Annotated in this window: 18 protein-coding genes; 17 read left to right on the forward strand and 1 reads right to left on the reverse strand. The window is 37.2% G+C overall.

What is annotated here, in order from left to right; genetic code table 11:
- Positions 1–175 precede the first annotated feature (175 nt).
- The 15 genes from MKY93_RS04660 to hisD all read left to right on the forward strand — a co-directional run bounded on the left by MKY93_RS04660 (position 176) and on the right by hisD (position 16,218).
- Positions 176–370 carry a hypothetical protein gene (locus MKY93_RS04660; RefSeq protein WP_340758403.1) on the forward strand — a complete coding sequence of 65 codons (195 nt, stop codon included), beginning with the start codon at positions 176–178 and terminating at the stop codon, positions 368–370.
- A gap of 544 nt (positions 371–914) precedes the next feature.
- Positions 915–1,931: a LacI family DNA-binding transcriptional regulator gene (locus MKY93_RS04665; RefSeq protein ID WP_340758404.1), complete on the forward strand. Its 1,017-nt coding sequence runs from the start codon at positions 915–917 to the stop codon at positions 1,929–1,931.
- Positions 1,932–1,954: 23 nt separating this feature from the next.
- Positions 1,955–2,725 (forward strand): SDR family NAD(P)-dependent oxidoreductase, encoded by a 771-nt coding sequence (locus MKY93_RS04670; protein WP_340758405.1) that lies wholly within the window; start codon positions 1,955–1,957, stop codon positions 2,723–2,725.
- A 65-nt stretch (positions 2,726–2,790) separates the two neighbouring features.
- Complete coding sequence (locus MKY93_RS04675) at positions 2,791–3,993, forward strand: iron-containing alcohol dehydrogenase (protein WP_340758406.1); 1,203 nt, start codon at positions 2,791–2,793, stop codon at positions 3,991–3,993.
- 14 nt (positions 3,994–4,007) lie between these two features.
- Positions 4,008–5,414, forward strand: coding sequence for an aldehyde dehydrogenase family protein (locus tag MKY93_RS04680; protein WP_340758407.1), 1,407 nt, complete (start codon positions 4,008–4,010; stop codon positions 5,412–5,414).
- A gap of 56 nt (positions 5,415–5,470) precedes the next feature.
- The gene (locus tag MKY93_RS04685; RefSeq protein ID WP_340758408.1) at positions 5,471–6,091 is read left to right on the forward strand and encodes a cupin domain-containing protein; all 621 of its coding nucleotides are present in this window, start codon (positions 5,471–5,473) and stop codon (positions 6,089–6,091) included.
- Positions 6,091–6,810: an alpha/beta fold hydrolase gene (locus tag MKY93_RS04690; RefSeq protein ID WP_340758409.1), complete on the forward strand. Its 720-nt coding sequence runs from the start codon at positions 6,091–6,093 to the stop codon at positions 6,808–6,810. Before MKY93_RS04685 ends, MKY93_RS04690 begins: the two co-directional genes overlap by 1 nt.
- 116 nt (positions 6,811–6,926) lie before the next feature.
- The gene (locus MKY93_RS04695) at positions 6,927–8,054 is read left to right on the forward strand and encodes an ABC transporter ATP-binding protein (protein WP_340758410.1); all 1,128 of its coding nucleotides are present in this window, start codon (positions 6,927–6,929) and stop codon (positions 8,052–8,054) included.
- A gap of 27 nt (positions 8,055–8,081) precedes the next feature.
- Positions 8,082–8,846 (forward strand): HpcH/HpaI aldolase family protein, encoded by a 765-nt coding sequence (locus MKY93_RS04700; RefSeq protein ID WP_340758411.1) that lies wholly within the window; start codon positions 8,082–8,084, stop codon positions 8,844–8,846.
- Between the two features lie 12 nt (positions 8,847–8,858).
- On the forward strand, positions 8,859–10,184 hold the full coding sequence (locus tag MKY93_RS04705) for an amidase (protein ID WP_340758412.1): 1,326 nt from the start codon (positions 8,859–8,861) through the stop codon (positions 10,182–10,184).
- 127 nt (positions 10,185–10,311) lie between these two features.
- The gene (locus tag MKY93_RS04710; protein ID WP_340758413.1) at positions 10,312–11,667 is read left to right on the forward strand and encodes an ABC transporter substrate-binding protein; all 1,356 of its coding nucleotides are present in this window, start codon (positions 10,312–10,314) and stop codon (positions 11,665–11,667) included.
- A gap of 96 nt (positions 11,668–11,763) precedes the next feature.
- Complete coding sequence (locus tag MKY93_RS04715; RefSeq protein ID WP_340758414.1) at positions 11,764–12,642, forward strand: carbohydrate ABC transporter permease; 879 nt, start codon at positions 11,764–11,766, stop codon at positions 12,640–12,642.
- Positions 12,633–13,511: a carbohydrate ABC transporter permease gene (locus tag MKY93_RS04720; protein WP_340758415.1), complete on the forward strand. Its 879-nt coding sequence runs from the start codon at positions 12,633–12,635 to the stop codon at positions 13,509–13,511. The genes MKY93_RS04715 and MKY93_RS04720 overlap by 10 nt, the downstream gene beginning before the upstream one ends.
- A gap of 61 nt (positions 13,512–13,572) precedes the next feature.
- A complete protein-coding gene (locus tag MKY93_RS04725) occupies positions 13,573–14,820 on the forward strand; it encodes an ester cyclase (protein ID WP_340758416.1) in 1,248 nt (415 codons plus the stop codon).
- Between the two features lie 144 nt (positions 14,821–14,964).
- The gene (hisD, locus tag MKY93_RS04730) at positions 14,965–16,218 is read left to right on the forward strand and encodes a histidinol dehydrogenase (RefSeq protein ID WP_340758417.1); all 1,254 of its coding nucleotides are present in this window, start codon (positions 14,965–14,967) and stop codon (positions 16,216–16,218) included.
- Positions 16,219–17,268: 1,050 nt separating this feature from the next.
- Here the strand turns inward: hisD and MKY93_RS04735 are convergent.
- Positions 17,269–17,721: an OsmC family protein gene (locus MKY93_RS04735; protein WP_340758418.1), complete on the reverse strand. Its 453-nt coding sequence runs from the start codon at positions 17,719–17,721 to the stop codon at positions 17,269–17,271.
- Between the two features lie 258 nt (positions 17,722–17,979).
- Here MKY93_RS04735 and MKY93_RS04740 point away from each other — a divergent pair, with 258 nt between their 5' ends.
- The gene (locus MKY93_RS04740; RefSeq protein ID WP_340758419.1) at positions 17,980–18,429 is read left to right on the forward strand and encodes a hypothetical protein; all 450 of its coding nucleotides are present in this window, start codon (positions 17,980–17,982) and stop codon (positions 18,427–18,429) included.
- A gap of 853 nt (positions 18,430–19,282) precedes the next feature.
- Positions 19,283–20,662 carry a hypothetical protein gene (locus MKY93_RS04745; protein WP_340758420.1) on the forward strand — a complete coding sequence of 460 codons (1,380 nt, stop codon included), beginning with the start codon at positions 19,283–19,285 and terminating at the stop codon, positions 20,660–20,662.
- Positions 20,663–20,696: the final 34 nt, after the last annotated feature.

Genomic DNA, 20,696 nt, shown 5'->3' on the forward strand with positions numbered 1-20,696 from the left:
CTTTTTAGCTGTCCTTTTTTTGTTGATTCATGTTCGAAACATCGCACTGGGCAAGAAAGAAGGGGCGTCCATCGAAATAGATAAGTACATAAAATTTGGAGTAAATCTTATCGTCTATTACTTACAATAGGGCGAGGATCCTGTGGAGGGTACGAACCTCAAGTTCTGTTGCTACATGGATTTGACAGTACGGTATATGTGTGGTTTGAGCTTGCGAAGAGACCGTGTGGGACGGACATTTGCATCGCTCAAAGGTCAGTACGAAGATGATGAACGCTGTCTAATGCAATTAGGTAAGCCTAGTGGGGGCAAAGGACAGCGTGCATATCTTTATTTTTGTCGACAATTTTTACAGACCGTCACAGTTTGAGCCGATTCAGTTTTACTAGAATACAACAGCTTTATTCGTTTACGTCCACATAACGGGCAGTTTCCACGCGCATTGGCCGGTAGCCTTTTTAAAGGTTTCCCCCGGTTTCTTTTCGCCATTATCATCACCCCTGTAGTAAAGATTTCACTATCTCTGTAGTAAATGATAATGCGGTAAAATGTTGACGAAGGAAAGGGACTTTGCATTAGTTATTTGGATTCTGAATGTGTTGGTGGCAGGCCCACTATTAAAAAGAAAGCACTTTTTTTACTCAAACCAATTCGTTGGCAAGTCTAATATGAAACTATTAAGAGTAATTATTTGCTTTCATAATTTATGTAAACTCAAAATTAGCAAGTGTTATTTTGTTAAGTAGTGTTCTTGTATTTAATTAGAATAATATTTAAATATAATTTAAATATTCATATATTTCAGTATTGACAATTAGTTAGAAAACATCTATAGTTCTAAATATTACGCGGAATACGTATTCTCTATTGCTGTCTTTCTAGTAAAAAAATGTAGTTAAAGGAAGAGGATCGTGATGAGAGTAACAGTAATAGACATCGCAAAAAAAGCAGGTGTTTCACAATCAACTGTGTCAAAGGTTTTGAATAACTATCCTGCAATTAGTGAAAAAACTCGAGACAAAGTATTGAAGGCTATAAAAGAATTAGAATTTTATCCAGATTTAATTGCCAGAAGTTTAGTGTCAAAAAAATCCAAAACGATAGGTCTCATTGTTGGTGACATATCGAATCCATTTTTTTCTGAAGTTTCTAAAGTAGTTATCACTAATGCTAGAGAACAAGAAATTGATGTAATTATATCTGACACAGATTATCGTTTGGAGAACTTGGAGTGGGCAATACGAAACATGATTGGTAGAAGAGTAGATGGCATATTGGTTGCTTCAGTTGATAGACATGATACCATCACAACAGATTTGGAGAAAAAAGGATTCCCGATTGTTCTATTTAATCGACATACAGATGATAAGGGGACGCCATATGTAGTTATAGATAATGAGCGAGGTTCATGGCTGGCAATAGATCACTTAGTAAAACTAGGGCACAGTAGAATTGCTTATATCTCGGGATCTTTAAATTTCTCTACATTTCATCAACGATATGAAGGATATAAGAAAGCGCTTACAGATCATGACTTGATAATAGATCCTGGCCTTGTATACAGCGGAAATACAGATTCACTTGAAATTGAGAAATTCTTAAGAAGGATCTTATTTAATAAGAATCCTCCGACAAGTTTGTATGCGGCAACCGACCAACTTGCAATGATTGTCATTGACCTTTTAACGAAAATAGGATTAGATGTCCCGGCTGATTTTTCTATTGTTGGTTTTGATAATATCGATATTGCATCCAATCCGCATATAAACTTGACGACTATATCTCAAAATAAACAAAAGATGGCGGAATTGGCATTAGAAAAACTATTAAATATTATTAATGAAGGTAACGATGACTTGCCTTATCAAATCATTTTAGAACCTGAGCTAATTTTACGATCTACAACAAGATCTATAAGGGAGAACAACTAGTTTTAGAGGGAGGTTGCATATTAGTGCTAAGCATCCAATCAATGTTTGGTTTGTCTGAAAAAGTTGCAGTAATTACCGGAGCAAGTAAAGGAATTGGAAGGGACATTTCTTTATTCCTGGCAGAGGCCGGTGCTGATATAGCTATTATCGCTCGAAATAAACAAGAACTTTATGAGCTTTCTGAAGAAATACAAGCTAAAGGAAGGCGCGCGTTGGCTATCTCGGCTGATTTAATGGAAATATCCTCTATTCACAATATCGTTGATCAAGTAATTAAGGAGTTTGGGCGAATCGATATTCTAATTAATAACGCTGGTATGAATATACCCAAACCTGCTCTGGAGATTACAGAACTTGAATGGGATTTGGTAACGGACTTAAACGTGAAAAGCCTATTCTTTATGACAAAAGAAGTCGGCAAATATATGCAAGAACAAAAGGCAGGAAAAGTCGTAAATATTACCTCTCAAATGGCGTTTGTTGGTTACTACGATCGCGCTGCATATTGTGCAAGTAAGGGTAGTGTAACGCAAATGATGAAAGCATTAGCCATCGAATGGGCACCTTATAATATTAATGTTAACGCTGTAGCACCAACATTCATTGAAACACCAATGACAAAAAAAATGTTTGAAGATGATCATTTTAAAAGTGAAATATTAAGCCGAATTCCACTTGGCCGTTTAGCTAAATCAGAAGATCTTTTTGGAGCAATTTTATATCTATCATCACGATCTTCAGACATGGTTACAGGACATACATTAAAAGTAGATGGCGGATGGACCGTTTGGTAAAAATTATTTTTTTGCCATTTAGAGAATACGTATTCCGAAATTTAATAGATTAGGTGGTTGAGTGAATGATAGCTACAAATGTGACATCTATTGCGCCTGACTTCAGAATGCCGGGTAATTTTAAATTTGGTTCCGGTGCGCATAAAAACTTAGCAGAAGAATTAAAAATATACTCTCCTCAAAAAATCGCAATTGTTAGTGATAACGGAGTAGCTCATGCTGGCTTGGTAGATAAATTGAAAGATGTTTTAGGACCAATAAATGTACCTATTTATACATTTACCGATATTTCAGGAGAACCCACATTTAAATTGGTTGAAAATGTCACTGGGAAATTGCAAAAGGAGAACTGTGATCTTGTCATTGGCATTGGTGGAGGTAGTGCATTAGATGTAGCAAAAACAGCGGCTGCGCTACTGCTGGTAGAAAATATAAAGCCTTTTTTAGATGGTTCTCAACAGATCGAAACACGTAAAACGCCTTGTATCCTCCTGCCGACCACCTCTGGTACTGGATCGGAAGTAACTATGAATGCGATATTTGGTGACGAAGAGAAAGAATTAAAAAGAGGGATTGTTAGTCCAGCTTTACTGCCCGACTTGGCAATTATCGATCCTGAATTAACACTTTCATGCCCGCCCCGCGTGTCGGCATCTTCAGGAGTAGATGCATTCACACATGCTATTGAGTCCTATATTTCTGTTAGAGCTACGCCGTTGACAAAGATTTTTGCTGAAAAAGCAATGCGACTTTTTCCGGATTATATTACTCGGGCGGTTCATAACGGATCTGATTTAGAGGCGCGAACTGGCATGGGCTGGGTAAGTGCATTGGCAGGAGTATCCCTTGCAAATGCAGGGGTGGGTGCAGTCCATGCACTTGCATATCCATTGGGTGGAAAATATCATATCGAGCATGGTGTAGCAAATGCCTTATTGATGCCATATGTGTTTGAAAAAATAGGAACAACATGTACGCAAGAAATGGTAGAGATTGCTGAATACTTGCAACTCGGGGATTATTCCCATCAGCCAGCTAAAGCGTTGCAAACCGTGGTTCAATATTTATTTGAACTATTGGGGACTTTAAATCTCCCCACCAAGTTGAAAGACCTGGATATTCCTCAAGATTCATTGGCTGAACTGGCGGAAAGTGCTTCAAAAGTCGAGAGGTTGCTTGCTAATACACCGTACAAACTTTCCGAAGAAACTATCAAGCAAATCTATGTTAATGCATATTACGGAAAGGGCGGTGCCAAAGAACAATGATTCCTAGAAAGCAAATGTTTATCAATGGGGAATGGAAACAAGGGAAAACTTCCTATGAATTGAAGTCTCCCTTCAGTGGAGAGGTGGTTGCCCATATTCCATTCTCTGCAAAAGAGGATGTTCTGGAAGCGATAGAAGCAGCAAAGCAAGCGAAAGTAAAAATGAAGGAGCTCACTATTCTTGAAAGGTCACAGATCCTTGGAAGAGTGGCTGATCTATTCGAAGAGCAACTGGAGGAATGTGCCCTTATTCTCACTCAAGAAAATGCAAAACCTTTAATAGCAGCTAGGGGAGAGATTTTGCGCACTATAGAAACGTACCGATTTGCAGCAGAAGAAGCGAAGCAATTAACAGGTGAGATGATTCCTATGGATGCAGCAAAAGGAGGAAAGGGAAAGTTGGGTTTTACGAAGCGTGAGCCGCTTGGTGTGATTGGAGCTATTACTCCGTTTAACTTTCCCTTTAATCTAGTTGCTCATAAGCTAGGACCTGCATTTGCTGCCGGGAATACAGTAGTCTTAAAGCCCGCTTCACAAACTCCCTTAAGTGCACTCAAAACAGCAGAAATCTTTGAAAGTGCAGGCTTGCCGGCAGGAGCTTTAAATGTAGTGATTGGGAGGGGCGGAGAAGTGGGGGACTTGTTAGTCACTCATCCTGATATTAAATTGATCACTTTCACAGGTAGTTTGGAAGTTGGCTTGGACATTAAAGCGAAATCAGGACTCAAAAAGACGACATTAGAGCTTGGATCCAATTCAGCGGTCATTATAGATGACGCGGAAGATATTCAAGCTATCGCTGATCGCTGTGTGGAAGGCGCTTTTACTTATTCAGGACAAGTATGCATTTCAGTACAACGAATCTATATTAAAAAAGATTTATATGAAGTATTTAGCCAAGCTATGCTAAAAACTCTAGAAGGTTGGACTATCGGTAATCCAGCAGAAGAAACTACCAATATCTCAGCTTTAATTCAGGAAAAGGAGGCGGTACGGGCGGAAGAATGGATTCGAGAAGCAGTACAGGCAGGAGCAGATATTATTTTTGGTGGAAAGCGTCATGGCTCAATAGTTGAACCAACCATTTTAGTAAATTCGCCGGCTCACGTATCTATTAACTGTAATGAAGCGTTTGCTCCGTTAGTGGTTATCCATACCTATGAGCAGTTCGAAGAAGCCATCAGTAATGTAAATGATTCTCAATATGGTCTTCAAGCAGGCGTTTACACAACATCCCTTGAAAAGGCGTTTCAGGCTATTGACCAAATTGAAGTCGGAGGCGTCATTATCAATGATATTCCTTCATTTAGAGTAGATCAAATGCCGTATGGAGGAGTTAAGAATAGTGGAATGGGGCGTGAAGGCATAAAGTATGCGATGGAAGAGATGACTGAATTAAAATTAGCTGTTTTTAATCTATAAAATTATTGATCAGTAGGATTTATTTTGAAAATAAAAAATGTGAGGGAGAGTTTTTAATGACAAACCAATCTAAAGAAAAAAAGGTAATTACAAATGAAGAGATGGAAAACAATTGGATAGTGAGATTTGATGAATTAAGACCCAAAGGTATTCCACTAATGTTTATTGATAGTATTATTCCGGGACATCAACGAATCAACTACACTTTAGTTGGTGATACAGCAAGTGAGAATGATAATTTTACACCAGAGATAACAGAACCACATGGTTTTCAAATCGGTATGGTTAAAGCACCTAAAGGAAATGGGCCTGCTTACCACACGCACGATTATATCGAATCTTTCTTACCGCTAACAGGAAAATGGCGATTTTACTGGGGAAATAGTCCAGATGAAATAGAAGGAGAAACAATTATCGAACAGTGGGATTACATTTCTTTACCACCTGGATTGTGGAGAGGGTTTGAGAATATTAGTGAAGAAGATGCTTGGTTATTCGCAGTCCTAGAACAACACGAGGTATTTGAAGGGAAAGACCCATATTGGTCGCCAAAAATTATTAAAGAAGCGGCAAAGCATGGCTTTCACGCAGATGAATTAGGAAAGATGATAAAGCCGGATAACTTTAACGAACTGGAGAAGGAGATTGCCGATAAATTGAAAATGGGAGAAAAATAATGGTAGAAAAGATTCCGTTACTATTACTTCCAGGTACATTATGCGATGACAGGCTATGGCAGTTTCAAATCCAGGGGTTAGAAGACGAAGTAAACATAACAGTTGGCGAACTTTCAAAACAAGATTCTATAGAGGCTTTGGCGGATGAGATACTGTCAAAAATGCCCGATAAATTTGCTGTTGCTGGTCTTTCGTTTGGTGGGATGGTCGCACTTGAAATTGTGCGTAAGGCTCCTGAAAGGGTGTTGAAACTAGCTCTACTTGATACAAACCCATTTCCTCCAAAAGAAGAGCAAATCTCCAATTGGAACAGCTTTCTAGACATGATTCAAACCCAACGATTCGGTGAAATTGTGAAGGATTATCTGCTGCCGGTTTTAATACATCCTGATAAACAATCTAACGATGAATTAGTGGAAACCATTTTTAAAATGGCAGATACAATGGGAGAAGAAGGCTATATTAATCAGCTCAGAGCATTGAAAAAAAGGGTAGATCAAACTACTGTTCTACCCTTCATCACATGCCCCACTCTAGTTATCGTTGGAAGACAGGACATTGTGTGTCCAATAGAATTGTCAAAATATATGGCGGATACAATCCCAAATGCCAGTTTGAAAATAGTAGAGGATTCAGGTCATCTAACAACAATGGAGCAACCTGAGGTTGTATATGAACTCTTAAAGGAATGGATTACAAAACCGAAAGTAGAGTTCTAGGGTACTAAGTGGATTGAAAGAGTCAAAGCATAATCAGTTTTTGGAATAATAAATGTGTTTTCATTTAAAGCGATGTAATCTATTGCGACAATAATATGGTTACAGGAGGAAAATAGATGGCAGAACTTAGCTTGAATAATATTTATAAAATTTATGATGGAAACGTGACTGCGGTTGAAGACTTTAATTTACAAATCGAGGATAAAGAATTCATCGTATTTGTAGGTCCTTCAGGTTGCGGTAAGTCAACAACACTACGAATGATTGCTGGCCTTGAAGAAATATCTAAAGGTGATTTTTATATTGATGATAAACGTGTTAATGACGTAGATCCCAAAAATCGTGATATTGCGATGGTTTTTCAGAACTATGCGTTGTACCCCCATATGACTGTTTATGACAATATGGCATTTGCTTTGAAACTTCGAAAGGTTCCGAAGACAGAGATTGATAAACGAGTGGAAAATGCCGCTAATATTCTAGGGTTAACGGATTATTTAAAACGTAAACCAAAGGCTTTATCTGGCGGACAACGCCAACGTGTTGCCTTAGGCCGTGCAATTGTTCGAGATGCAAAAGTATTTTTAATGGACGAGCCACTTTCCAACTTGGATGCAAAATTACGTATGCAAATGCGAGCGGAAATTATTAAACTACACCAACGTCTGCAAACAACTACGATTTATGTAACACATGATCAGACGGAGGCATTAACAATGGCCACTAGAATAGTTGTTATGAAAGATGGAAGAATCATGCAGATTGGAACTCCTAAGGAGGTTTATGAGAATCCAGAAAATGTATTCGTAGCGGGATTTATCGGCTCACCTCCAATGAATTTTTTTCAAGGAGAACTGAACAATGGAACATTGCAGATAGGCTCCATTTCATTGGATATACCTGAAGATAAAATGAGTTACTTACGCAAAGCAGGGTATGAAGGGAAATCTGTCCTAATGGGTGTTCGTCCGGAAGATATATACCATGTACCCTCTTCAACAGCAATCCCACAAAAAAACACATTTGATGCAAATATATCTGTTTCAGAATTATTGGGCTCAGAAATAATTGTTTACTCTGATTTGGAGGGTCAAGAATTTATTGCTCGTCTTGATTCTGAGTTGAATATTAAATCTGGAAATTTAATGACAATGACTTTTGATATGAGTAAAGTACACTTCTTCGATGTAATAACAGAAGGTCGCATTTTGCTCCCCAAAAAAGAATTGGCATTACAGGGGTAATTAGACGTCAGTAAAGGAGTTGTGTAAATGGGGATGTCATTAAAGGAAAAAATAAGTAGTGGTGAAAATACAATTGGTATATTTGTTGGAATTTATTCACCTGCTATTGTTGAAATGTGTGGTCATGCTAATTTCGATTTTATTGTAATCGATGATGAGCACGGGGCATTTAGCTATAGCGAACTAGAGAACATGATCAGAACTGCCGAACTAGTGAATTTGGTACCCATCGTGCGTGTTTCGTATGATGATTCCAGTATTCAGAAGGCATTGGATAGAGGAGCTAAAGGTCTCCATATTCCAATGGTTAATACAAAAGAAGATGCTCTTCAGGTTATTCAAAGAGCAAAATATCCTCCTATAGGAAATAGAGGTGCAGCCTATTCACATCGCGCAGCAAGATACGGAAAAGATGTTGGCGAAAATTTTTTAGATTCTTCCAATGAACAACTTTTAATAAGTGTACACATAGAAACCCCAGAAGCTGTTAGAAATTTTGAAGAGATAATGAGTGTGGAAGGAATAGATTTAGCTTTTCTAGGAACCACTGATTTATCAGTTAGCATGGGTTACCGAGACGGGATTCATCACAAAGAAGTAAAAGATGCAATCTCCCAAGTATATGAAAAAGCAAAAAAAATTAATGTGCCAATAGGGACAGTAGCGAATAGTGTGGATGCAGCAAATCAAGCATTTGAGGATGGCGCGGTTTATGTTGTTTCAGTTGGTACGACACTAATTTCCAATACACTATTGAATTTCGTCCACTCGACGATAAATTCGGAAATATGAAGGAGATCAGGGATGATTAGTTCGATAGATAACCTGATAGTGGGATATCAAGAGAGGAAGTTTTCTCCGACTGAAATTACAGAATGGTATTTGAAGAGAATTAAAAAATTAAATCCTCAACTTAATGCGTTCATTACAATTACTGAGGATACAGCTCGTCAACAAGCCAAATCAGCAGAAGATAAAATGACTTCCGATATAGTGAAAGAGCTGCTAGGTGTACCGATTTCATTTAAGGATTCAATTGACACGAAAGGGATCTTAACTTCCAATGGCTCCCATCTTGATGCGGAAAGGTATCCAAAAGAGGATGCTGAAATAGTTAAATTGCTAGAGCGAGAGGAAACTGTGTTACTTGGTAAAACCAATATGTATGAATACGGAGCAGGGATAACTTCGGAAAATACAAATTTCGGTGATATTGTAAATCCATTAAATCCTAAAAAGACTGCAGGCGGATCTAGTGGCGGTTCAGCTGTAGCTGTCGCTTCGAATTTATGTTTAGGATCGGTTGGAACGGATGCTTCAGGTTCGATTCGTGTACCTGCTGCCTGTTGCGGAGTAGTAGGGATAAAACCAACATATGACCTAATAAGTACAAGGGGAACAACTCATTTATCTTGGACTTTGGATCACACTGGTGTAATTGCAAATAGCGTAAAGGACACTGCTATTATGTTGCAGGCCGTCACGAGAAACGTTTATGTTCAAGACAATTCGTTTAAGTTAACAGGTGTAAAGATTGGTATCCCTACACATTATTTTAATGAAGATAGTGAAATAGAAGTCAGAAAAGCTTATGAAAAAACAATTCATCAAATTCGAAAGCTTGGTGCGCAGATTGTAGAAGTAGACACTTCTTTTTTAAGTGATGTAGTGAAAGTTTCTAGAACGATTGGGACTTCCGAGATGGGTGTTGTGCATATGGAGAGAATTGCTGAAAATCCTCAATTATATAGCAAAGAATTACAACAAACATTTGAAAGAAGTAAAGGGATTTCAGCAATGGATTATATTGGTGCCTTACAAAAAAGAGAGGAATGGAAGCAGAAAGTTTCCCAGATCTTTTCGATCGTAGATGTAATGATGACACCAGTAATGCCTATCATACCACCGGGTGTGGAGATGAATGAGAAAGCCTTTGGAAATGAAACATTAGGAGATTGCATGGTTCGTTATACAAATGTTTTTAATTTAACTGGACATCCAGCTCTATCTCTTCCCACCGATACTATCGTCCATGGCATACCAATTAGCGTACAATTAGTTGCTGGACATCACCAAGAAGTAAACTTGTTCCGTGTCGGTCGTGCCTACGAACAATATATTTTGGCTTAAATTTATACAATGACTAACAAAAAAATTGTAGGAAACTCCTATAAATAGTAGCGATTGTCGGAAAAATAATAAATTTTTTTAGTGCCTTTAAACCTTTCTAATAGAAAACTGAAAAGGGGTATGTTGGATGAAAAAGCCTGTAAAGTTTTTAAAAGTATTGCTTATTTCCACATTAGCACTTTTATTAATGGTGGCTGGGTGCAGTGATTCAAATTCCACCCAAGGATCTACTGATGATGATTTGGAAGGAAAGACTGTAAAAGTACTTTTGTCAGCGGGTGATATAGGTCAGTTTAACTCTTGGAAAGAAAGAAGTAAAAAGTTTACGGAAGATACAGGTATAAAAATAGAATTTATTGAAACACCTTACGAAAATCTACTAGAAAATATAACGTCAGACGGTATTGCCAACAGTGGTGCATATGATCTTGTTGTATTCCTAGATTCTATGGGATCTTCCATTAGTCAGTTCTTAGAACCACTGGATGAGTACGCGGCAAAAGACGACTATAACCTTGATAGGTTTCCTTCCTCTATCCTAGACTTATCTACTTTCGACGATAAAGTATATAGCCTCCCAGTTAGGGCACATGTTCAGATGATGTTTTATCGTCAAGACATTTTTGATCAGCTCAATCTAGAAGTACCGACAACTTGGGAAGAATTTGAAAGTACAACTAAGAAAATTTCAGATGAAACTAATCTGGATGGGGTTGTACCTTATTATGGGGCTGGTAATAATGGCCAAAATATACCTATGTGGACTAGTTACTTATGGAGTAATAATGGTGATATTTTTGATGAGAACTATAAACCGATTTTCAATAATGAAGAAGGTATAGAAGCGACACAACGTTATATTGATCTTCTTGTCAAGGATAAAGTTGCGCCAAAAGGTTCAGTTACGTTTGGAGAGCAAGATTCCAGAACGTATTTCAAACAAGGCAAAGCAGCAGTTTGGCTTGGCTGGTGGTGGGTCTATTCTGAGTTTAATGATAAGGAAGCATCAAGTCCCGAAGTGGCTGGAAACGTGAATTTCGCCCCGGTTCCGGGCTGGGAAGATAAATCGATTTCTTCGAACGTGAGTACATTCCCACTTGCTATGATGAAGGGATCTAAGAATAAAGAAGCAGCCTGGGAAGTATTAAAATGGATTTCTGAGCCAGAAGAGGAGCTTGATATTGTATTGAAAACATGGAAAGAAGAAATTCCTTCAAAAGAGTTTTCAACAGTAATCACTCAAACAGAAAACTTGAAAAATGAAGAATTAAATGGCCTGACAAACGATTTTTATTCTGTAGCTGCAGATGGATTTGAGAATGCTAAAACTTTGCCGCAAATTCAAGAATGGCCACAAGTAGCAGATATTATTAGTTCTGCAATTTCTAAAATGGCAACCGGAAAACCTGTAGAGTCCACCTTAAACGACGCTGCTGAACAAGTAGAAAAATTACTAGATAACGCAGGCTATTATAATAAGTAAAACAATCGAAAAACTACCACGCTTAGTTTTGGCGTGGTAGCACTAAAGATAAATCAACGAAGAACAACATACTTGATATGTAGGGGGGAAACGATATTGAAAAGTAGGTTATTTAAATACACCTTGTTAGCCCCAGCATTAATCTTGATTGCGGTTACAACGTTTTATCCCTTAATGCGCTCTTTTTGGATTAGCCTTCATGATTGGGATCTAAAGAAGTCAGCCGATATGGGTGATTTTGTTGGCTTTCAGAATTACACGCGTGCATTTTCAGATTTCCAGTTTTGGCATAGCGTAGGTGTAACATTTATATTTGCAGGAAGCACAGTTGTTTTGACCTTAGTCTTAAGCATAATGGTAGCGCTTTTATTAAGTAAGGATAAAAAATATCTATCTTATATCAGGGCAGTGTTAATAATCCCGTTTGCCATGAGTCCAGCGTTAATTGGTTACTCATGGAGATTTATGCTTAATTCCGACTATGGATTGTTTGACAAAATCATTGGTTTTTTAATACCTCCACTATCAGATGTTGTTTGGTTGGGGACAAATACAACGTCCATGATGGCACTCATATCTGTTGTTGTATGGATATGGCTACCATTTATGAGTCTAATGTTTATTAGTGGTTTAATTGGTATGCCTGCCGAAGTATTTGAAGCAGCAAAAGTTGATGGTGCAACACCTTTGCAAATTATATTTAAGATTACGTTACCTATGTTGAAACCTATTATTTTAATCGCGTCAATCCTAATGACTATGTTTACGCTGAAAGCATTCGATCCAGTTGTGACTTTAACACACGGTGGACCGGGAAATTCAACAGAGGTATTGAACTACTTCATTTATAAAACAGGATTTCGTTATTTTGATATGGGTTATTCCGCTGCAGTCGGCTATATCCTTGCATTCATCACCATCATATTTGTCATTGTTTACATGAGAAAATTGGTGAAGGGAGATGATTGGAATTGATAGCAAATATAATAGCTCATATTAAGGCGCCATCTCATGAAAAGAGACGGACACCTTCATTGAAATTAACTTCTATATTGGAAGTCTTGAGTGTACTACTTGTGATAATATTTTTGTTTCTTCCAATTATTTGGATTTTTATAACGGCATTTAAACCGGAAGCAGCAACTTATACTACGAGTATAATTTTTAAAGCGACTTTGGATAATTTTAAAGCTGTATTCGGCTCAGGTTTTAATTTTGGAAAATACTATTCAAATAGTTTAATAGTAGCACTAGTTACCTTATTGATAACAATTCCAGTCAGTATACTTGCATCATATAGCTTATCCCGTTTTCAAATGAAGGGGAAACAAATTTTTATGTTTGCTATTTTAGCAACACAGTTTATCCCACTAATAGTAAATGTCATTCCTTTTTTCTTGATGTTTAGAGACTGGGGACTGCTTGATACAACAATCGCTTTGATTATTGTCAATCTTGGCCACACGATTCCGTATGCAATTTGGTTAACAAAAGGATTTATCGATAGAATCCCTATTGATATTGAGGAAGCCGCATCAATCGACGGGGCAAGCCGCCTTCAAATTCTCTGGCATGTATTATTACCACTTGCTATGCCAGGGATTATTACAGCAACCGTTTTTTGTTTCGTCATAACTTGGAACGAATTTATGTTTGCACTTGTATTAACACAGCAAGAGGCAGTTACATTACCTGTCGCACTTTCATTCTTCACAGGTGAAAAAGGAGTGTTATGGAACCAAATGGCTGCAGCGGGCATCGTATTCGTATTACCTACTGTTATATTTATGTTGCTAGTACGTAAACAATTCATTCTTGGTATGACTTCAGGTGGGGTAAAGTAACCATCAAATAAAAAATAGAAAACAAGAAGATAAAAAATATAAACAAAAGAGGACGGATAATATGGCGGATGAAAAAAGAGAAAACACAAGAGTTGCAGTAAAAGAAAGAAATACAGAATTAAAATTAAATACATTAAATAAAGATCAATCAAACTTTATTTATTATGCCGATAGTGCAGATGTTAACATGATTGATTCTAACGACGATTACGACTATATCAATATTGCAGAATCCCAACAACGAAAGCAAGAAATGAAAGGATTTAATCCTGAATACAATAATATCGTTGACTATATTGTAAAAATCACCAGACAGATTTGGAAAGAGAAGGATATTGGGCTGATCTATGATACGTACAGCACTGGCGTTGCAGTGCATAAAGGTCTAGTAAATACCCATGGTGTCAATGAAGTTATCTCTGGTACGTTGCAAACGTTACATGCATTCCCGGATCGAAAAGGATTGGGGTGGAATGTAATTTGGTCGGGTGATGATGAAAATGGCTTTTTCACATCTCATAGAGGACGCTCAGCCGCTACAAATTTAGGTGACAGTTTATATGGTCCTGCCACAGGAAAGAAAGTAATATTTAGGACGAGTGCGGATTGTCTAATCAAAAATAATAAAATTTATGAAGAATGGTTAGTTATGGATACCTATCATCTAGTTCAACAATTAGGATTGGATCCAGTTGAAGTGGCTAAAAAATTGGCTATGTCTACGCGTAAACTGGTGCCGACTATTCAATTGGGTTTACCCGAGACAGCGGAAACAGGGTTGCCACCGAAGCTTTATAAACCATCCTCTGATGAGTTTGAAATTGGAGAGTTTATGCAGCTTGTCTTTAATCGAATTTGGATAAGACGTTCATTTAATTACGTTAAAGAGTATTATGAAGAAAATGCAGTCGTACATTTTGTTTGTAATAGAGATATTGTTGGAGTAAATGAAATTCAAGGAATGTTCATTAGTTTATTTGCTTCTGTTCCAAATGGAAAGGTAATTATTGAACGGATTACTTGTAATAAAAGAGAAACAGAAAATGATTGGGATGTAGCTGTTCGTTGGAGAATCCAAGGTGTCCATGAAGGTACTGGATATTTCGGTTCGCCAAGTGGCAAAGGGATTGATATTTCTGGAATAAGCCATTATAAAGTGCGAAATAAAAAAATTGTAGATGAATGTTTACTTTTTGATGGAATCGAAGTTTTGCGTCAAATTTATACTCCTAGCGATCATGAACTAGATGAAGAGGGTCAAGCATTATTTAATGGTATTGAAGACGGGAATTTTCCAGGAGTCTCTTAATAACTCCAAGGAATAACACAAATCTAAAAAATGATGGCCAGTAATAAACTCGAAACATAGAGAGAAGTTAATTTATCTCATGAAGTGCTTTTATTTTTCACTGATTTCAAATACAAAGATACATTTTATGGAGGAGGCCCTATATTGGAATACTTAAAAAAAGAGAGCATTCTTGGTAACAAATCTCATAATGACGTTGAGAACACCGTGAAAACGATTATAGAAAATGTTAAAAAGAAAGGCGATAGTGCTGTTCAAGAGTATGAAAGAAAATTTGGTAATTCAGATCGTCAGGTGCGGGTGGGTGATAAGGAGATTGAAGATTGTCATAATATACTTCCCAAAGACACAAAGCTTCTGATTGACCGAATTGTTGATAGAGTATCTGAGTTTGCAAAGGCCCAGATGGAATGTATATCACCTTTCGAAAAAGATTTTGGAGAAGGTATTAGAATGGGACATAGGGTGGTACCCATTGAAAACGTTGGTGCGTATATTCCAGGCGGAAGGTTCCCATTGCTATCCTCTGGACCTATGGTTGTTGCTCCTGCAAAGGTTGCCGGTGCAAAAAGAATAATAGCATGCAGCCCAGCTAACTACCAAGGGGGAATTCATCCGGCTGTATTATATGGATTGGTGCGTTCAGGTGCAACAGACATTTTTGCGATTGGAGGAGCACAAGCTATTGCGGCAATGGCTTATGGAACAGAATCCGTACCGGAAGTAGACATAATTTCTGGTCCCGGAAATATGTTTGTGGCAGAAGCGAAACGTCAAGTTTTTGGAAAGGTTGGAATTGACCTAATTGCAGGGCCGAGCGAAGTAATGGTATTAGCGGATGAGTATGCTTCGCCAAATAAAATTGCGGCGGATTTACTCGCACAGGCAGAACATGATCCTTACGCTCGTGCAATTCTCGTGACAACATCACGTGAAATCGCCACTTCAACATTAAAAGAAATTGAGAACATTTTATTGACATTCTCTGCAGCATCTCCAGCACATGAATCATGGGAAAGTAGAGGAGAAATAATATATGTAGAATCGTTACAAGAAGGTTTAAATGTTGGTAACGATTATGCAATCGAGCATTTACATTTACATGTCAGAAATAGTAAAGAATTAACTTCAAAACTCTATAATTATGGCTCATTGTTTATTGGCGAGGACAGTTCTGTTGTGTTCTCAGATAAAGTTTCTGGAACGAATCATACACTTCCTACTCAAAAAGCAGCGAGGTATACAGGAGGTTTATGGGTTGGGAGTTACCTAAAAATATTAACACATCAGGAGATAACTGGTCCTGGGGTTCAATATTTGGCTTCTCATGCAGAGCAACAATCAGATATCGAGGGGTTAGAGGGTCACAAATTATCGGCGACAGTTAGAATGGGTTGATGACAAGATAGTGACTCATAGCTAAAGCAAGTGCTTGGCTTGTAGGTATATGGGACTCATTAATGTTCGCTATCTTCCTATACATCATTTTTCCTCTAGTGAATTTTTCTTTCAGTTAGTTGGGCCAATACATCGAACCATTTACCCCATAGCTAATATGTTATATCTGAAGCTTTTAGTTAATGGAGGGGGAAAGGTCAGAAAACCCCCATATCAGTCAACCAAATGAAATTTAAAAAATATCTATTACTTAGATAAAAAGAAAGACGCTGACGGAATTCAATCTGTCAGCGTTTAATTTTTATGTTCATCTCACAATAGCTTCCTGAATACTTCTTTAATCACTGGTACCTATAAAAGTCAGACGCCATTCCGAATATATAACCCGGAATGCCAAAAGCTTTTCTTATAAAATGACTGTTTGAAAAGCTAGGTGAAAATGACTTCTCGGGCAGCCAATAATTAATAAAGAATATCAAATTTTGGCGTGCCTATGCATCATACAACTTAGAGATAACTTTAAATTCCATACGTATTGACAAAGGTACCTGTTAACATACAATGTGATTGATTCATTCAAAAAAACTCCTTCGACTGCGAAAATACTTTTTTCTGGTAATGGTTGGTGCGAAGGTACTGAACACTATCTTCTGCAATTATATAAGCCTGCCGTGTGTATAAGTACAAAGTGTACATGACTTTATTTTTGTCGACAATTTTTACAGACAGTTAAAGTTTGAGCAGATTCAGTTTTAATAGAATACAACAGCTTTATTCGTTTACGTCCACAAACTGGGCAGTTTCCACGCGAATTGGACGGCAGCCTTTTTAAAGTTTTCCCCCGGTTTCTTTTCGCCATTGCTAATCACCTTTATAGTAAGGATTTATCTATCTCTGTAGTAGATGATGATAAGGAGAAAATGTTGACGATAGAAAGAGAAAATCGTCAACATTCTTATTGGATTCTGAATGTGATCGGGGTTTTTTGTCTCTAAACAAGAAAAACGTCTACAGAATAGCACTTCATTGTGCTTCGTAGACGTTTTTTATTTATTTTCTTGTCCAAGTCGATTGAACTGGGACGTTGGCATCCAACAACAGATTCATGACTGGACATCTTTTTTCGACAGCCTGTTTCAATAGTTCGATCCGTTCCTCAGTCTCTTCCGTTGTCAATACCACATCAAACTGGACAGATTGGAAGTGTGGAGAGACACCTTCGACCCCTGCTAATCCTTGAAGATCTAGTTCACCTGAATTGGAAAATTCAGCAGCTTCGTATGAAAATTTATGTTCTTTCGCAATGAGGGCGATCATGACAGATGTACAGCTGCTAAGACTCGCTAACACAAGTTCTACTGGATTCGGCCCTTCGTTCTTTCCTCCGAGGTTCTCAGGTTCGTCTACAATAAACGGTTCAAATGATCGGATGTCAATCTCAGTTTGTACTCCGCCTGTCCACTTCCCGCTTGTTTCCACTTGAATAAGTTGTTTTGTTGTCATGGGAATCACTCCTGTAAAGTATAGTAAGTTAATTGGTTTTATAAACTATAAACTATATTTTTAGAAAAATCAAGTCGCTTTAAAACTTCGAGCTTTTCACTCAGTTGAAAATTGAACTAGGCTAAAATATTTCTTTACGGCGTCTGAACCCAGTAGGCCACGTCATTGATAGCTGCATCCAATAGTTAAGTAACTTTGTCCTATTCGACCTATATGCATCATACATTTGTATGAATAACAGGAGGGGGAGCGGATGGGTTGGCGAAAATTAAAAGAAATTTAGACTTAGTGTGTTCATCGCTTGGAATAGTTTTAACATTTCTTTTGATTATGACAGCTGATAAACTACTTGATCCAATAAAAGGAAGACAGGATTATCATCTTAAAGGAGAAAAGTTCAGTGGGTTCTTCAGGAAAATGGGAAATGAAATTTCTGAAATCTGTGGATTACCTGCCACTGCCCCAGTTGAAAATACGTATAATGTTTTTAGCAATCTAATGATACCGTTATTATTAGTATGTATCTCTTTAGCAATTGCTTGTTTCACATTTGGTTATCTTCTGAAAACAATGATATATTCGGATGATGTGTGGATTAATAAGGTCTTAAGTGGTATGTTGGGGGTATTATATCTTGGCGTGATTATACTAACTGCCCGTATTGCATGGTTTCTTTTCGTGCTTAACTTAAAAGTGTTCATAGGTTAGACAGTATGAAATCCTGAGTATGTAAAAACGGCTATAAATTGCATACCTTATTTCTTTTACCTAACACTTATAGCCGCTTGTAAAACCAATATGAGTGTTGTGATTGCGAGAAGTTTTTATGAATAATATAAAAATTGTATCCGACTTGGAGAAGTGTCGAAATTGAGTGGGCGGCCAAGTGTTTTTAGACATTTAGTTTCCAAGCAATTACTACTTTTGGTTACCTCATGACAAACAAGCCATCGCATAATATTCTAAACATCACCCGATCAATATCCCCACGTAAATGGAAATAGAAGCTTTATTTGTATCTTTAAAATATGTATTTACTGATATCAATAGATATGCAATGCTGCTATGTGGGTATCTATCATCAAGAAAAATATTTTATATTGTGAAGGTCTTTCGCCAAAGTAAGGATTTGGTGAAAGACCTTTTTGTCATTTAGTAGTTAAATATTCTTATTAATTTCAACTTCTTCGTTTCGGGTAAAAGTACTTAATCTCTAAATAATATATGTGAATTTTTGATTAGAAATCTATGGCAGCAGTCAAAATATATGAAGAGTAGGGTGTTTTTACTATTTTTCAAATAGTTAGATAACTATATTGACAAATAGTCTCTATTTATTTAGTATACATATAAATTGGTTATAACCAGTTGAAGGGGAAGATAAATGGACAAAATGATGTAGCAAAAGAAATATTGTCGTTGAGAGCATGTACTATGGCGAATTGTGTTTAAAGAAAGAAATGGCTCTTTGTGAAATAAGAGAGGGAGGTCTAATCAGTAGAGTTTGAACAACTAAAAATGTTTACGGTTTATTACTTTTATTAGAGGAGGAATGGTACGTATGAAGAAGAAACTTATTGTGAAAAGTATTTTATCTATGCTTTTGATTTCGCCGTTAGTTGTTGGCCATGTTCACGCGGAGATATTGGATAAAGAACCTAATGTCCATAGACAATGGAAGTTAAAATACCAAGAGAACTTTAATAAAAAATTACCAACAGAAGAAACAAATTGGATTCTTGATAGCTATGGAGATGACAGCCCTTGGCATGTAGATCATCTTGACGACGATGGTGACTTTTTCAAAATCCAAGGAGGAGATGATTTTTTAAAGCAGCTTAATAGTTTTGATTTGTTACGAAAACAGATGAAGTTTGGAAAAGATGGCTGGCTGACTGCAGAGTTTGCGGTTAGGGACTATGATAAAAATGGGTTACCAGACACAGAAGCATTATTAGAAAATGTTCAATTGAAGAATGGAGGACAGGCTGCGAAGCTATCGACTAGCTTTGATTCAGGTTTAATCATTCGGTCCACAGAAGCTTTACCATCTGAATATAGAGTGGAATATGTGTTGAAAAATATAGACTTTGGTGGAAAAAGGAATGATAGCTTTCATTACGATGATAAGTTTAATGGCTATACAATGGATCAGCGTAAATCAAATCACCCATGGAAAAGAAACGGTGAATTTACTGGGGACTCCAATCATACGAATAAGAATTTCGGAGATGTAACGAATGAAAACGGTTACTATTTCTTATCCATTATGGACTATGAAAAACCTGCGCCCCATAACAATGTTTTTATCCATAATCATAGGAAAATAGGTATGGATGCGTACAACACTGATGCGACGTGGGCAAATTCATATGCAACTTGTAATCCTTCTACTGGGGAGTTATATAAGCAACTCAGTGACAAAAGTTCAAATAACGCGATAAATGGTATTTTCTTTGCAGGAGATACATTTAGAGATAAATCGATGGCTTATAATTCTTTTTTATTTGAAACTGAATGTGGATCCCTATCTGACACAGATACAGAGTATTCCATTATTTCTAATGCTGAAATTCAGCCTGAATTAATGCCTGATGAGGATTATAAATTTGCTATCGAGCGTAATAAAACAGGTTATGTAATGGAAATGACCGGGAACTTTAAATATATTGGGAAAAAAACGTTGCGATATGAAAGGGAATTTATTCAAGATGGCAGACCAATTTGGCATTATAATAACACTCCAGAAGAATATGATGGTCAGTATAATTCCACACTCACTTTTACTGGTCCACATGGCAGTTACTCTGTAGAACAATGGCCTGAAGGCTCTGCATACCCTGATAATTTCGTCATTGGAATCCCGCATATCAATTATTACGAAGGGTCGGCAGTTATCGATGACATAAAACTTTTCGTCCCACGGAACAACTCTTGGTAATATTTATTTGTCAAATCAGTATGGTATGTAAAAT

This window comes from Sporosarcina sp. FSL W7-1283, assembly GCF_038003105.1.
Lineage (GTDB): Bacteria > Bacillota > Bacilli > Bacillales_A > Planococcaceae > Sporosarcina > Sporosarcina newyorkensis.